This is a genomic window from Rhizobium halophilum (assembly GCF_021648825.1).
In the GTDB taxonomy this organism is placed as follows: domain Bacteria; phylum Pseudomonadota; class Alphaproteobacteria; order Rhizobiales; family Rhizobiaceae; genus Neorhizobium; species Neorhizobium halophilum.
This window is the reverse complement of sequence record NZ_JAKJHS010000003.1, coordinates 70,431-85,532: the sequence shown is the minus strand read 5'-3', so window position 1 is coordinate 85,532 and position 15,102 is coordinate 70,431. Positions and strand designations below refer to the sequence as shown.

General features: G+C 61.7%; 13 protein-coding genes and 1 tRNA gene. 8 read left to right on the top strand and 6 right to left on the bottom strand.

The genetic code is table 11. The features are described 5' to 3' along the window. Window positions 1-128 precede the first annotated feature (128 nt). From LXM96_RS08090 to hemA, 4 genes are all read left to right on the top strand, one after another. A complete protein-coding gene (locus LXM96_RS08090) occupies window positions 129-620 on the top strand; it encodes a (2Fe-2S)-binding protein (RefSeq protein WP_239997891.1) in 492 nt (163 codons plus the stop codon). A 104-nt stretch (window positions 621-724) separates the two neighbouring features. Then, a complete protein-coding gene (locus LXM96_RS08085; protein WP_239997890.1) occupies window positions 725-3,073 on the top strand; it encodes a xanthine dehydrogenase family protein molybdopterin-binding subunit in 2,349 nt (782 codons plus the stop codon). Window positions 3,074-3,086: 13 nt separating this feature from the next. After that, window positions 3,087-3,884, top strand: a complete 798-nt coding sequence (locus tag LXM96_RS08080) for an FAD binding domain-containing protein (RefSeq protein ID WP_239997889.1) — start codon at window positions 3,087-3,089, stop codon at window positions 3,882-3,884. 199 nt (window positions 3,885-4,083) lie between these two features. Continuing rightward, window positions 4,084-5,298, top strand: coding sequence for a 5-aminolevulinate synthase (gene hemA / locus LXM96_RS08075; protein WP_239997888.1), 1,215 nt, complete (start codon window positions 4,084-4,086; stop codon window positions 5,296-5,298). A gap of 36 nt (window positions 5,299-5,334) precedes the next feature. On the opposite strand, the gene dxr is transcribed toward hemA, so the two are convergent. Continuing rightward, window positions 5,335-6,528, bottom strand: coding sequence for a 1-deoxy-D-xylulose-5-phosphate reductoisomerase (gene dxr, locus LXM96_RS08070; RefSeq protein ID WP_239997887.1), 1,194 nt, complete (start codon window positions 6,526-6,528; stop codon window positions 5,335-5,337). A 132-nt stretch (window positions 6,529-6,660) separates the two neighbouring features. On the opposite strand from dxr, the gene LXM96_RS08065 reads away from it, so the two are divergent. After that, the gene (locus LXM96_RS08065) at window positions 6,661-7,878 is read left to right on the top strand and encodes an FAD-dependent oxidoreductase (RefSeq protein WP_239997886.1); all 1,218 of its coding nucleotides are present in this window, start codon (window positions 6,661-6,663) and stop codon (window positions 7,876-7,878) included. A gap of 19 nt (window positions 7,879-7,897) precedes the next feature. Here the strand turns inward: LXM96_RS08065 and LXM96_RS08060 are convergent, their stop codons facing one another. Then, complete coding sequence (locus tag LXM96_RS08060) at window positions 7,898-8,428, bottom strand: hypothetical protein (protein ID WP_239997885.1); 531 nt, start codon at window positions 8,426-8,428, stop codon at window positions 7,898-7,900. A 228-nt stretch (window positions 8,429-8,656) separates the two neighbouring features. On the opposite strand from LXM96_RS08060, the gene LXM96_RS08055 reads away from it, so the two are divergent. Beyond that, on the top strand, window positions 8,657-9,757 hold the full coding sequence (locus LXM96_RS08055; RefSeq protein WP_239997884.1) for a methyl-accepting chemotaxis protein: 1,101 nt from the start codon (window positions 8,657-8,659) through the stop codon (window positions 9,755-9,757). 12 nt (window positions 9,758-9,769) lie between these two features. On the opposite strand, the gene LXM96_RS08050 is transcribed toward LXM96_RS08055, so the two are convergent. Together LXM96_RS08050 and LXM96_RS08045 are read right to left on the bottom strand one after the other, a co-directional pair. Further along, window positions 9,770-9,846 (bottom strand) — tRNA-Arg (locus LXM96_RS08050). An 83-nt stretch (window positions 9,847-9,929) separates the two neighbouring features. Then, on the bottom strand, window positions 9,930-11,093 hold the full coding sequence (locus LXM96_RS08045) for a M20 aminoacylase family protein (protein WP_239997883.1): 1,164 nt from the start codon (window positions 11,091-11,093) through the stop codon (window positions 9,930-9,932). A 201-nt stretch (window positions 11,094-11,294) separates the two neighbouring features. Between LXM96_RS08045 and LXM96_RS08040 the strand changes: the two genes are divergently transcribed. Both LXM96_RS08040 and LXM96_RS08035 read left to right on the top strand, forming a co-directional pair. Continuing rightward, window positions 11,295-12,341: a D-alanyl-D-alanine carboxypeptidase family protein gene (locus LXM96_RS08040; RefSeq protein ID WP_239998216.1), complete on the top strand. Its 1,047-nt coding sequence runs from the start codon at window positions 11,295-11,297 to the stop codon at window positions 12,339-12,341. Between the two features lie 14 nt (window positions 12,342-12,355). Continuing rightward, entirely contained in the window at window positions 12,356-13,474 is a 1,119-nt protein-coding gene (locus LXM96_RS08035) for a CobW family GTP-binding protein (protein WP_239997882.1), read from the top strand. Window positions 13,475-13,480: 6 nt separating this feature from the next. Here LXM96_RS08035 and LXM96_RS08030 read toward each other — a convergent pair whose 3' ends face one another. Both LXM96_RS08030 and LXM96_RS08025 read right to left on the bottom strand, forming a co-directional pair. Continuing rightward, window positions 13,481-13,711, bottom strand: a complete 231-nt coding sequence (locus LXM96_RS08030) for a sulfurtransferase TusA family protein (RefSeq protein ID WP_239997881.1) — start codon at window positions 13,709-13,711, stop codon at window positions 13,481-13,483. Continuing rightward, window positions 13,711-14,976 (bottom strand): L,D-transpeptidase family protein, encoded by a 1,266-nt coding sequence (locus LXM96_RS08025; RefSeq protein WP_239998215.1) that lies wholly within the window; start codon window positions 14,974-14,976, stop codon window positions 13,711-13,713. The genes LXM96_RS08030 and LXM96_RS08025 overlap by 1 nt, the downstream gene beginning before the upstream one ends. Window positions 14,977-15,102: the final 126 nt, after the last annotated feature.

Genomic DNA, 15,102 nt, shown 5'->3' with positions numbered 1-15,102 from the left:
AGCACGGGGCGTGCCGTTGGCACTTCTGCAAAGGAGGAGTCCCGTCCGCCGCGAAAGTAGAGGTTGATCGCTTCTTCAAAAAGGCAAATGATACCCGTGTGTCTGGAGGAGGCACGAGGAGGATCAAGATGTCGAAAGTGACGCTGACGGTGAATGGCCGGACGGTGAGCGGCGAGTGCGACGACCGCATGCTGCTTGTGCATTTCATCCGCGAGAAGCTTGGGCTGACCGGCACCCATGTCGGGTGCGATACCACACAGTGCGGCACCTGCGTGATCCATATGGATGGACGCTCGGTCAAGAGCTGTTCCATCCTGGCCGTTCAGGCGGCCGGTGCTGAAATCACCACCATCGAAGGGATCGCCGCACAAGGCGAGCTTCATCCCGTGCAGGCAGCCTTCAAGGAGCATCACGGCCTGCAATGTGGCTTCTGCACCCCGGGCATGGTGATGACCGCCGTTGACATGATCGGGCGGCACAGTGGCCAGCTGGACGAGGCGACGGTGCGCCACGAGCTGGAAGGCAACATCTGTCGCTGCACCGGCTACCAGAACATCGTGGCAGCGGTTCTCGCCGCCAACCAGCAGATGCACGGCGCAACCCGCCAAGCTGCCGAGTAAGAGGCGAAGGCAGCGGTGCGTCCGGCGTCTTCGATCTGAAGCCATCCGCCTGCGGGCCACTGCCTTGAGCCAGTCCTTGTCCTGGTTCTCTGGAGGAGAAGACTATGGGTGTTGAGGGAATTGGTGCGCGGGTGACCCGCAAGGAAGACAAGCGGTTTCTAACCGGCAAGGGCCGCTATACTGACGACATGACCGTGCCGGGCATGAAATACGCCTGTTTCGTCAGAAGTCCTTATGCTCACGCAAAGATCATCGGCATCGACGCGAGTGCTGCGCGTCAGATGCCGGGCGTCATCGACGTGCTGGACGGGAAGCAGCTGCAGGCGGACGGAATCGGCAATCTCATCTGCGGCTGGATGATCCATTCCAAGGACGGATCGCCGATGAAGATGGGTGCTTGGCGCCCATTGGCCGTCGATACGGTACGCTACGTCGGCGATGCGGTCGCAATCGTGGTTGCCGACAGCTATCTGGAGGCGCGCGATGCCGCCGAGGCGGTCTCCGTGGAGTATGAAGAAATGCCGGCGGTGACCGAGGCGATCGCCGCCATGGCGGACGGTGCGCCGCAGCTTCACCCCGAAGCTCCTGGCAATCTGATCTTCGACTGGGAGCTAGGAGACGGGGTCGCCGCCGATCAAGCGATTGCATCGGCAGTGCATGTGACCGAAATTGAGATCCACAACAACCGGCTTTCGCCCAATCCGATGGAGCCGCGCGCCACGCTCGGCATCTACGACGCGGCGGAAGATCACTACACCTGCTATACCACAAGCCAGAACCCCCACGTGGCGCGACTCGTCATGAGCGCCTTCTACAACGTCGCCCCGGAAAACAAGCTCCGGGTGATCGCGCCCGATGTCGGCGGTGGCTTCGGCTCGAAGATCTACATCTATCCGGAGGAGATTGTCTGTCTCTGGGCATCCAAGAAAACCGGCGTGCCGGTCAAGTGGACATCGGACCGGACGGAGGCCTTCCTGACCGATGCCCACGGTCGGGACCACGTGTCGAAGGTCAAGATGGCGTTTGACAGCGATCACCGCATCACAGGACTGAAGGTTGATACGATCGCCAACCTTGGCGCCTATATGTCGCTGTTTTCATCTGCTGTGCCGACGTATCTCTACGCGACCCTGCTGTCCGGGCAGTACGCCATTCCTGCCATCCACGCGAATGTTCGTACGGTCTACACCAACACCGTGCCGGTGGACGCTTATCGCGGCGCCGGGCGGCCGGAAGCGACGTACCTCCTGGAACGGACAATCGAGACGGCGGCGCGGGAGCTTGGCGTTTCGCCGGCCGAGCTGCGGCGCAAGAACTTCATCCGCAGCTTCCCGTACCAGACGCCGGTCATCATGAACTACGACGCTGGCGACTATGAAACCTCGGTGGCCGCCGCTATGGAGGCCGCTGACTGGGCTGGTTTCTCGGCACGCAGGGCGGATGCTGAATCGAGGGGCAAGAAGCGTGGCATCGGCATGAGTTGCTATATCGAGGCTTGCGGGATCGCCCCTTCGGCAGCCGTCGGTTCGCTCGGAGCCGGCGTCGGCTTGTGGGAATCGGCCGAAGTGCGGGTCAATGCCGTCGGCACGATTGAGGTTCTGACCGGCTCCCACAGTCACGGGCAGGGGCACGAGACGACGTTTGCGCAACTTGTCGCCGAACGTCTGGGCGTGTCGATCGACAGCGTCAACATCGTTCACGGCGACACCGACAAGGTACAGATGGGGATGGGCACCTACGGCTCCCGCTCCGGTGCCGTGGGCATGTCCGCGGTCGTCAAGGCGCTCGACAAGGTCGAAGCCAAGGCCAAGAAGATCGCCGCGCACATGATGGAGGCAGATGAAAGCGACATCGTGATCGAGAACGGGGAACTGAAGGTGGCGGGGACCGACAAGACGGTGCCGTGGTTCCAGGTGGCGCTGGCCGCCTACACCGCGCACAACCTTCCGGGCGGTATGGAGCCGGGGCTGAAGGAAACGGCGTTCTATGACCCCGCGAACTTCACGTTCCCGGCTGGCTGCTACATTGCAGAGGTCGAGGTGGATCCGGAAACCGGCAAAACCGACATCGTCCAGTTCGTTGCAGCGGACGACTTCGGCAACATCATCAACCCGCTGATCGTCGAAGGTCAGGTCCATGGCGGTCTTGCGCAGGGGATCGGGCAAGCCTTGCTCGAAGAGGTTCGCTACGATCCGGAGTCCGGCCAGCTGCTGACGGCGAGCTACATGGATTACGCCATGCCGCGCGCCGACGATCTGCCGTCGTTCAAGCTGTCGCATCAGAACACCCCGTGCCCGAGCAACCCGCTCGGAATTAAGGGATGCGGCGAGGCCGGCGCGATCGGTTCTCCGCCAGCGCTAATCAATGCCATCACGGATGCCATCGGCAACAACTCGCTGACCATGCCCGCCACGCCGATGAAGGTCTGGCAGGCATTGCAGTCGGTGCACTGAGGAGGGACGGGATATGTATGAAACAAGCTATCATCGCGCATCCTCCGTGGAGGACGCCGTCAAGCTGAGAGGGGAGCACGAGGAGGGGCGGTATCTGGCGGGCGGCATGACGCTGATCGCCACGATGAAGCAGCGACTTGCCGCTCCAACCGACCTGATCGACCTCCGGCACATCCCTGACCTTGCGGGCATTTCCATCGACGGCCGGAACGTCCGGATCGGTGCGGGAACGCCTCATGCGGAGGTTGCGAAATCGGACGAGTTGCGTGCCGTCTGCCCCGCCCTCTGCAACCTCGCGGGCATGATTGGCGATCCGCACGTTCGGCACATGGGCACCATTGGAGGCTCCATCGCCAACAATGATCCTGCGGCCGATTATCCGGCCGCCATGCTGGCGCTGGGGGCGACGATCATCACCGATCGCCGCTGGATCGCTGCCGACGAGTTCTTCGTCGGGCTTTTCGAGACTGCACTTGAGGAAGGCGAGATGGTGACCGCCGTCACCTTCGAGGCGCCGGAGAAGGCGGGCTATGCCAAGTTTGCCAATCCCGCCTCCCGATACGCACTCACCGGCGTGTTCGTCGCAAAAAGCGCCGATGGGGTGCGGGTGGGCGTTACCGGAGCCGGGGCCAACGGTGTGTTCCGTCACAAGGGTATGGAGGAAGCTCTGGGGGTGAATTGGGCGCCTGACTCCGTTGCCGGTGCCGACGTAGACCCAAAAGACATGCTATCCGACATGCACGCTAGCGCTGCTTACCGCGCAAACCTTGTAAAGGTGATGGCAAAGCGGGCCGTTATCGCCGCGGGTTGATTAAGAGTGGGAGAAGCCGCTTCGGCGGCTTTTCCTCTCCCACTTGATGTGGATCAAGTTTCCATTGCACTCTACGAGCTAGGTCAGATCTAGAACCGTTCAAAACACGTCCAATTGCCGCAGTCTGGATTTATTCAAATGTGCGGGGTTGACGAAATGCGAGCGAGAAACCAAAACCAGTCAGGTTCTGGAGTGTGACATGGATTTCGAGGCATTTTTCAAGGGCGAACTGGACAGTCTTCACCAGGAAGGCCGTTATCGTGTTTTCGCTGATCTCGAACGGCATCGCGGCAGCTTTCCTCGCGCCACGCGTCACACGCCGGAAGGTCCCAAGGAAGTTACCGTCTGGTGTTCCAACGATTATCTTGGGATGGGCCAGCACCCCGCCGTGATTGCCGCCATGCACGAGGCGATCGATCACTGTGGCGCGGGTGCGGGAGGCACCCGGAATATTTCTGGCACCACCCACTACCATGTTCTTCTGGAGCAGGAACTTGCCGATCTGCACGGCAAGGAGGCTTCACTCGTCTTCACCTCCGGCTACATTTCCAACTGGGCGACGCTCGGCACGCTCGGCCAGAAGATTCCTGGCCTCATCATCTTCTCCGACGCACTGAACCACGCCTCAATGATCGAGGGCATTCGCTACGCTAAGTGCGAGCGCGTGATCTGGAAGCACAACGACGTGAACGACCTTGAAGCGAAGCTGGCCGCCGCCGATCCCAATGCGCCGAAGCTGATCGCGTTCGAGTCCGTCTACTCTATGGATGGCGATCTCGCTCCGATCAAGGAGATCTGCGACCTCGCCGACAAGTACGGCGCAATGACCTATCTCGACGAGGTGCATGCGGTTGGCATGTACGGCCCCCGCGGCGGCGGTATCGCTGAGCGCGAAGGCCTGATGGACCGTCTGACGATTATCGAAGGCACGCTCGGGAAGGCCTTCGGCGTCATGGGCGGTTACATCGCCGCCTCCGCCGCACTCTGCGATTTTATCCGCTCGTTCGCATCCGGCTTCATCTTCACCACAGCCTTGCCGCCGACGCTTGCCGCCGGTGCCATCGCCTCAATCCGGCACCTGAAGGCGAGCCCGTTCGAGCGCATCCGTCACCAGGACCGGGTGAAGAAGTTGCGTGGGCTGCTCGACGCCAACGGCATTCCGCATATGCACAACCCGAGCCACATCGTGCCGATCATGGTGGGTGACGCGGCCAAGTGCAAATGGATCTCCGACATCCTGCTGGACACGTTCGACATCTATGTCCAACCGATCAACTACCCTACGGTGCCGCGCAAGACCGAGCGCCTGCGCATCACGCCGACGCCGCTGCATTCGGACGGTGACCTGGAGCGTCTGGTAGATGGTGTGCACCAGCTGTGGTCGCGCTGCGCGCTCGCCCGCGCGGTCGCATGATCCAGCCGTGACAGCTGAGAGAAGACGGATGGCCGCTTACGCGGCCATTTCCTTTTGAGCAACAGTCTCTGCGGCTCGGCGCCGGGCTTCGGCATCTCCCGCAAACACTTCGTCGATGGAGTTCGCTGCCGGTGCCCCGGCCATGGCTTCCATGACGGCCTCGGCGACGTCGGCCATCTGAAGGAAGCCGATCCGTCCCTGGCAGAAGGCGTCGAATGCCACTTCCTCCGCAGCATTCATCACCGCGCCCTGAATGCCGCCGCGCTCGAGTGCCAGCCGGGCGAGCCGTAGCGCCGGGAAGCGCATCTCGTCCGGCGCCTCGAAGTCGAGCCGTGCCAGCTTGGCAAAGTCCAGCCGTTCTACGTTCAGCTTCGGGCGGTCGGGGTAGGTGAGCGCGTAGCCGATGGCGGTTCGCATATCCGGCGCGCCAAGCTGTGCCAGCACGGAACCGTCCGTATAGCCCACCATGGAATGGATGATCGACTGCGGGTGGACGATGACCTCGATCTGGTCCGGGCGGAGATCGAAGAGGTGCTTCGCCTCGATCATCTCCAGCGCCTTGTTGAACATGGAGGCGCTGCCGATCGAGATCTTCAGGCCCATCGACCAGTTCGGATGCGCCTTGGCGATCTCCACGGTCACGTCCGACATCTGCTCGCGCGTCCAGGTGCGGAAGGGGCCGCCCGATGCCGTCAGCACGATCCGCTCCACCGCATGGTGCTGATCGTCCTCCAGCGACTGAAAGATCGCGCTGTGCTCGCTGTCCACCGGAATGAGCCGTCCGCCGCCTGCCCGGACGGCGTCGACGAAGAGGTCGCCGGCTGAAACCAGACATTCCTTGTTGGCAAGCGCGATCTCGGAGCCCCGGCTTGCCGCGGCAAGCGTTGGCGCAAGCCCGGCCGTGCCGACAATGGCCGCCATCACCCAATCCGCGCCGGCTGCGGCAGCCTCAACGACGGCGTCCGGCCCAGCGGCGGCCTGGACCCCACTTCCGGCGAGAGCTTGCTTCAGTTCGGCGTAGTTTCGCTCGTCGGCCGTCACGGCCATCCGAGCCCCGAACTTTTTCGCCTGTTCTGCCAGCAGTCCGATATTGCTGTTTCCGGTGATCGCAACGAGGTCGAACGCCTCGCGTCCGCCCAGTTGTTCGACGACGTCCAGCGTATTGACGCCGATCGATCCCGTAGAGCCTAAAATGGATATGCTGCGTCGCGCGCCGGAGCCGCCTGCCATAGAATTCTTCCGTGGTGATGTCGCGATCCGTCTACAGGTGAATGTCTCCGCTCACAAGGGCGGCCCTTGATCGGCTGCAGGCTGCGACCAGATGCATCTTGATCGGACGTGCGGTTCAGAGGAAGTAAAGGCATGGCTTACCAGCAAGACCTTGAGACGAGTTGTGTCATCGCGGGTGCCGGCCCGGCAGGGCTGATGCTCGGCTTCCTGCTTGCCCGCGCAGGTGTAGATATCACGGTGGTGGAAAAGCATCCGGATTTCCTGCGTGACTTCCGTGGCGACACGATCCATCCGTCGACGCTCGAAGTGATGCATGAACTGGGGCTGGCCGACGAGTTCCTCGCGCTGCCACACACGAAGGCCCCAAAGCTTTCGGCGGAGATGGGAGGGCGCAATGTCACGATCGCCGACTTCTCCCGCCTCCCGGTGCGCAACCGCTTCATCGCCTTCATGCCGCAGTGGGACTTCCTGAACTTCCTGTCGCTAAAGGCCAGCCAGTATCCGAGCTTCCGGCTGATCATGCAGGCCAAGGTGCTGGATCTGCTTCAGGACGAGAAACGCGTGAAAGGGCTCCGGATCGAGACGCCGGAGGGAGAGATGACCATCCGCTCGCAGCTCGTCGTCGGCGCGGACGGACGCAACTCGATCGTGCGGGAAAAGGGAGGCCTCGAGATCGAAAGCTTCGGCCGGCCGAGCGAGGTACTGTGGATGAAGCTCAGCCGGCAGCCGGGCGACCCGAACGAGGTGATGGGCCATGCCGGCCCGCGCCAGGGGCTGGTGCTGATCGACCGCGGTGACTACTGGCAGTGCGGCTACGTGGTGCGTACAGGAACATTCGAAGAATTAAAAACCACAGGTATCGAGGCGTTCCGCCAGATGGTGCGGGAGATCTCTCCCTTACCGGCAGAGCGGATGGAGGAGATCAAGAGCTTCGACGAAGTCAGCCTACTCGCGGTCCGCATCGACCGCCTGAAGCAATGGTGGAAGCCCGGGCTGCTGTGCATCGGCGATGCAGCCCACGCCATGTCCCCCATCGGCGGCGTCGGCGTCAATCTGGCGATCCAGGACGCTGTGGCTGCTGCCAACATCCTCGCTCGCCCCTTGCGGGAGGGAAGGCTCGCGGATGCGGATCTTGCCGCCGTCGAAAAGCGCCGCAGCCTTCCGACGAGAGCGACACAGAAGCTGCAGTTGATGATGCGCAGCAGCCGGCGGAAGGACGAGGACGATGCCCAGAAGCGAAAAGGGCCGCCCGCCTTTATTCGCGGCATCGCTCGCTGGCCCGTGCTGGCCCATCTGGCGGGCCGGCTGATCGGCCTCGGTTTTCGCATGGAGCATGTGCGTCCCCGTTAGGGGGACGCTCGCCTCGTTCCTATGACTTCTTGACGCCCAAAACTTCGGCGCAACGGGAGAAGCTCAGGCCCTCGCCAGCGGTGTCGTTTGTCGCGCGCAGCATCTTGATGATCCTGTCCGGCCCGACCGTTATCTGCAACTCGCAATAAAGCTGCTCGGTGCGTGCCGGCGAGATCAGCTGCGCGGCAGGCGCTGCCGGCATAAGCCCAAAGGAACTACTGGTGGTCTTGGTGATCGTGCGGCCATCAGACGTCTGACGCGTCTCCGTCTTCGTCTTCGTCACCTTGCCGAAGTCATCGTCCTTCCTCGGTGCCGGGGTCGCATACTGTGCCGGAATGTGACGCGTCGTCTCCCCGCCAACCCAGGTGAAGATCTCACCACCGTCGCTTAGCGGGAAGGAGGAGGCCGGAGGGCCATAAAAGGTGAAGAACGAGTCGGTCGGCTGGCCGATCCAGCGCGACTGCATTGCCACGTTCGCTTCTTCGGTGGTTGTGCAGGCAGCAAGGGTCAGCGCGCCAAGTGCAATGGCGCCGAGCATCAGACGTTTCATGTATTCCCCCAAAAATATCACACTGTGTCGAGACCGGATCATAAGACCCCCGTCCGGATGATCTCGGCCCGTTCCTGTTACGGCGATGTGTATTGTTGCGCAAGATGAAACCCGCTCTCACGGAGGCTCTCGCTCACTCGCAGGTAAAACGATGTCTTAACCATGTTGTCGCAACATAAGCGGGAGCTCTCTTCAGTACGTTCATTGTTGCCACTGGGGCCTTTTCTCATGCTTGCTCCCGTCAAGGATACAGTTCGACAATCGGCCACGCCCCGAACCATGCGTCTCGTAACTGAAGGCATAGGCCGCGAACTGGAGCGTTTCAGCACCGACAATGCCAGTGTCGTAAAGCAGATCCGCCTTCTGGCGATCAACGCCCTGATCGAAGCGGCCCGCGCCGGCGACATGGGCAAAGCCTTTGCGGTGGTTGCCAACGAGGTTCAGCGTCTCGCCCAAACGGCGACCGATATCGCCGAGAAGTTTGAAAGCCGCGTCCTCGGCCGCATCGGCCTCGGGCGCAGCATGGCGGATTCGCTTGTCGAGGAGATGGAGGGTGTGCGGCTGACGGATCTCGCGCAGACGCTCGTCCAGCTGATTGTCCGCAACCTCTTCGAGCGTACGGCGGACGTTCGTTGGTGGGCGACGGATTCGGCGCTCTGGCAGGCTCTGGTGGAGAAGAACGCCGACACCGCCGCCTTCGCGGCCGAGCGGCTGGGCGTGATCAACCGCTTCTACACCGTTTATCTCGATCTCGTGTTGACCGATCTTGACGGGCGCGTCGTCGCCTCGGCCAATCCCGGCTTCCAGAAGAAGATCATCGGCACTTCGCTTGCCGGCGATCCTTGGTTTGTCGCCGCCAGACGCTGCCGGTCCGGCGACGATTACATCGTTGACGAGGTGAAGCCGAGTGCCTCCCATGGCGGCCGCAACGCGCTCGTCTATGCCACCGGCGTGCGCGCAGGCGGGAAGCTCGACGGTGAGCTCTTGGGAACGCTCGGTGTCTACTTCGACTGGCAGGCACAGGGGCAGGCGATCGTCGAAAAGGAGGCTAACCTGCCGCCGCAGGTGGCCGAGAAAACCACCATCATGCTTCTCGATGACAAAAGCCGCGTGATTGCCTGCACCCGGCCGGCGCTGATGTTCACGCACTTCGCCCTGCAGAAGAAGACCGGCCAGGACAAGGGCAGCTACTACGACCGCAACGGCGCCATCGTCGCCTTCGCTAAGACCCTCGGCTACGAGGACTATGACGGTCTCGGCTGGCACAGCGTGGTGGTGCAGGAGACGGAAAGCGACGAGGCGCTGAGCGCTGCGCTGGATCTGGGGTGAATTCCAGAAAAATGGTGATCCCGGCGCGATTCGAACGCGCGACCCCCAGATTAGGAATCTGGTGCTCTATCCTGCTGAGCTACGGGACCAGCCGTCGCATCCTTACAAAAGCCGCCTGCCGAAGCCAAGCCCTTTCCTGAACTGGAGGGGGGCAGGCGGGTCTTGGGGTCGATCAATCGTTCAGCCGTTGCTCTGCCAGCCGCACCCAGTAGGACACGCCGTAGGCGATGGCCTCGTCGCTGAAATCGTAGCCGGGATTGTGGAGAGGGGCGCTGTCGCCGTTGCCGATGAAGATGAAGGCGCCGGGCCTGCTCTTCAGCATGTAGGCGAAGTCCTCGCCAGCCATGGAGGGATCGACGTCCGGATCGAGGTTGGCCGGCCCGACGACCTCCGTCGCTGCACGGATGGCGTTTTCGGTTTCGCGGTCGTGGTTGACGGTGACCGGGCAGTTGCGCTCGTAGTCGATCTCGACGGTCGCGCCATGGGCAAGTGCCAGTCCCTCTATGATCTGACGGATCCGGGTTTCGGCGAGATCACGCACATCTTCGCTGAGGCTGCGGACGGTGCCGACGAGCGTTGCAGTGTCGGGAATGATGTTGTGGGTCGTGCCGGCCTCGAACCGGGTGACGGACACGACCACGGACTGCAGGGGGTTGGCATTGCGCGCGGCGATCGCCTGGAGGCTTCCGACAATCTGCGAGCCGATGAGGATCGGATCGACGGTGCGATGCGGTTGCGCGGCATGACCCCCGCGGCCCTTGATCGTGATGGCGAACTTGTCAGGCGCGGCCATGATCCCGCCGCGGCGAATGGCGAACTGGCCGACCGGAATTCCCGGCATGTTATGCATGCCGTAGACTTCGTCGATGCCGAAGCGCTCCATCAGGCCGTCCTGGATCATGGCGGCCGCGCCGGCGCCACCCTCTTCGGCCGGCTGGAAGATCACGGCGACAGTGCCGTTGAAGCTGCGGGTCTCGGCAAGGTGCTTTGCTGCCCCAAGCAGCATGGACGTGTGGCCGTCGTGGCCGCAGGCATGCATCTTCCCTTCCACCGTGGATGACCACGGTTTGCCCGTCGTCTCTTTCAGGGGCAGGGCGTCCATGTCGGCGCGAAGGCCGATCGTCCGCTCGCCCGGCCCGCGACCGTGGATGATGCCGACCACGCCGGTGCGGCCGATGCCGGTGACGACCTCGTCGACTCCGAACTCGCGCAGCCTTGCTTCCACAAAGGCTGCGGTCTCATGGACGTCATAGAGAATTTCGGGGTTTCGATGAAGATGGCGGCGCCATTCGGTCACTTCAGCCTGAAGTTCCGAGGCTCGATTGATGATTGGCATTCGGTCCCCTGGGCTTGTTGTTCTACGAGATCGTGAATCGCCCTCCCGCGCCATACTGCTCCTCACGATTGACGCAATCAACGTTCTTTGCCATTGCTTGGCCACATAGGCAAACTATTGCCGCTCTCGTTCTTTCGCCCAACGAGGTATGATTTGCCGACTCTTCGCTCCACCTTGCCCCGTGCCTCCAGACTGGTCGCAATGCTCGCCGCCACCGCGGTTTTCGTGTCTGCGGGGGGCGCATTCGCCAATCCGCACATGGTGGTGGACGTGCGCACGGGACGCGTGATTGCCCATGAGGAAGCCTTCCGCAAATGGTACCCCGCGTCGCTGACGAAGCTGATGACGGCCTATCTCGCCTTCTCCGCTATGAAGACCGGCCGGTTGTCGCCTGACAGCACGGTGACGGTGAGCAAGAAGGCCGCTGATCAGCCAGCCAGCAAAATGTATTTCAAGCCAGGTTCAAAGCTGACGCTCGACAGCGCGCTTAAGTTGCTGCTGGTCAAGTCGGCCAATGACATCGCCGTCGCAGTCGCAGAAACCGTCGGCGGTTCGCTCGATCAGTTCGTGGCCATGATGAATGCACAGGCGGCCCGCCTCGGGATGACCTCAACGCATTTCATCAATCCGCACGGCTTGCCCGGCAAGGGCCAGTATACGACAGCACGCGACCTTGCCGTGTTGGCGCTGCAATTGAAGCGGGAGTTTCCGGAATACGCCGGGTACTTCGCCCTGGAGGGCGTGAGCACGGGCAAGAAAGACTATCCCAACTACAATATGCTGGTGGGCCGCTTCGACGGTGCAGACGGCATGAAGACCGGCTTCATTTGTGCCTCCGGGTTCAATCAGGTGTCCTCGGCCACCCGCAACGGTCGCACGGTCATCTCGGTTGTGCTCGGCTCCGACAGTCTAGCTGGCCGTGCCGATGAATCGGCAGACCTTTTACAAATGGGCTTGACCTCCTCCCGTCAGGGTGTCCCGCTGTCGTCCCTTTCGCCCTATGGCGAGACTGCGACGGTCAACGATATCAGCGCCGAGATCTGCAATCCGAAGGCCGCAAAAGTGCGCAGTGAAGGCCGCGACGACGCAGGCCGCATGATAGTTCGATCGCCCTACATCAAGGAGATGGTGCGCCCGCCGCGCTACAGTTTTGCAGGTCTCATTCCGGGTTCTGAAGTTGCCGCCAGCAAGACCGGCCAGAACCAGATTGCTAACGTGCCGATCCCGTTGCCGCGACCGACCTTCTGAGACGGCACCGCCTGATGTCTTCTCCCCGCAGCCGCATTCCGGTTTCCATCATCACGGGCTTCCTCGGCGCCGGAAAGTCCACTTTGCTCAATCGCATCCTGAAAGATCCGGCGGCCAGCGATACGGCCGTAATCATCAACGAGTTCGGTGAGGTCGGAATAGACAACCTGCTGGTGGAATCCTCTGGCGATACTCTGGTGGAACTCGCCAACGGCTGCCTGTGCTGTACCGTGCGCGGTGAATTGGTCGATACGCTGGCGACGATGATGGACGCCATGCAGACCGGTCGGATGAAACCCATCCGCCGCATCGTGATCGAAACTACCGGGCTTGCCGATCCGGCACCGGTGATGCAGTCGGTCATGGGTAATCCGGTTATTGCGCAGAGTTTCGAGCTGGACGGCCTGATCACTGTGGTCGACGCCGTCAATGGTGCCGCAACGCTGGAACGGCATTCGGAGGCGGTCAAGCAGGTGGCGGTTGCCGACCGGTTGATCATTTCGAAGGCCGCCATGGCGAGCGAGGAGCAGCTCAGGGATGTACAAGTACATCTGACGAGACTGAACCCACGGGCACAGCGGCTGGATGCAGACGCGTCGGAGACTGCCGCTGCCTCGTTGCTCGACAACGGGCTCTATGATCCGTCCAGCAAGATCGCAGATGTGGACCGCTGGCTGCAGGATGAGGCCCGTGCTCCGGACCACGACCATCACCATCATGGCCATCATCATCACCACCATGATGTCACGCGTCATGGCGCCTCGATCCGCTCCTTCTCCATCGTCCACGACCAACCGATCGATCCAATGGCGATCGAGATGTTCGTCGACCTTCTGCGCTCGGCGCATGGAGAGAAGCTGCTGCGGATGAAGGCGGTGGTGGCGCTTTCCGACAATCCCGACCGGCCGCTCGTCCTTCACGGAGTGCAGTCGATCTTTCATCCTCCGCAACGCCTGCCGGCATGGCCGCAAGGCTCGGATCGACGCACGCGCATGGTGCTGATCACGCAGGATCTGCCGGAAGAATTCGTTAGTGACCTTTTCGCGGCATTCACCGGCCTTCCGCGCGTGGATCGCCCTGATCGCGCTGCTCTGGAAGACAATCCATTGGCGGTGCCGGGTTTCCGGCGGTAGGCTCGGTCAGCCCTTGCGGATCCTGAACCGATGGCCGCTCTCGGTCTTCTCGCTTTCCATCAGCTGATGACCGTCTTCGTGGCAGAAATGCGCAATGTCGATACCCGCCAGCGGATCACTGGTTTCGATCAGGAGTTCCTCGCCCCGGCTCATTGTATTCATGCGCTTGCGCGTCTTCAGGACCGGCAGGGGACATTTCAGCCCTCGCAGGTCATATAGCTGCGCGATATCCGGCATCAATCGGCGCCCCAGAACTTCCAGAACGGTTTTTTTTCGGGTGCGCTTACTGGCGGAGCCGCATAGGCGAGAGGATTGGGTGCGGGGATCGGCACGGTCGTCGAGGAAGCATCCGCGGTTTCGGTAGCAGGCTGCGCTTGCTGTTGTGCGTCCGCTTGTGACAGACGGCTCTGCTTCATGCGTTCTGCCGCAGTCTGGGGTCGAGACGAGGTCGAGGCGAGCACCGTTGTGGCGGGGGTGCTTTGTGGTGCGGTGCGTTTAGCCATCAGTGCTTCGAACTGCTCGCGCTTCAACAGCTTCCCGGCCTCAAGCGAAGTGCCGGTCGGCGCGTAGGCGATATCGCGGCCCTTGCGCTTCTCTGCGACCACGGCCTTGCGCTCCGCTTCCGTCGGCTCGTACCACACCATCCCGTCCAGCTTCTTCAAAGCCTTCTGGTAGGCTAACTCGTAGCTCTTCTCATAAGACCCCAGCGCAACGTTAAGCGTGGACGGCGTCGACATCGGCGGGCAAGCAGCGGCGGGACTGGAAATCTGCCCGTTGATCTCCTGATTGAAAACATATTTCTTTTCGCAGATCGCGACCTCAGGGGGGCGTTTGGTGACCTCGAAGTTGTCGTAGCCCACTTTCAGGTTCTTCCAGAAGTTGATGTGCTCGCTGTCGCGGTGGCGCGCCATGTTCTCAGCAGTCATCCGGAAGGGAAAGGCCTGCAGCTGGACGGCGGTCTGGCCACCCTTGAAGGCGTCACGGGCAAAGGCGTAGATCTCCAGCACCTGCTCGTCGGTCATCGAATAGCAGCCGGAGGACGAGCATGCGCCGTGGATCATGAGGTTCGATCCGGTGCGGCCATGGGCCTGGTCGAAGCGGTTTGGATAGCCGGTATTGATGGCGAGATAATACTTGGAGTTCGGGTTCAGATGAGCGGGCGTAAGGTTGTAGAAGCCTTCCGGTGCCTGCCGGTCGCCTTCTTTCACCTTTGGTCCCAGCTTGCCGGACCACGCGCATATCGAATAGCTAGCGATGACGTCGAAGCGGTTGTCAGCCTTCGCTTTCCAGACCTCGAGGACACCCTCTTCCTTAAAGATCCGCATCATGATCGGCGAATTCCGAGGCATGTTCTTCTTCTGCATCTCCGCAAGGATGCGCGAGGGCAGGGGCTGTTCGACCTTGTTCTTCACGTGTGAAAGGTCGACGGAATCCAGCGTGTCATTACAGCCTGCCAGTGCGGTCGCGAGCATCAGGGCGAGGGCAATGTTTTTCAGGCGTATCGGCATGAACACCACACAATTGCTTATGGCAAGGAATCAGTACAGAGGCATGATAATGAAGCGGTAATCTTTACATCTTCTTAACCGCTTGCGTCAGCCTGTCCAGCAAAACCCCTCGCCTGCCTA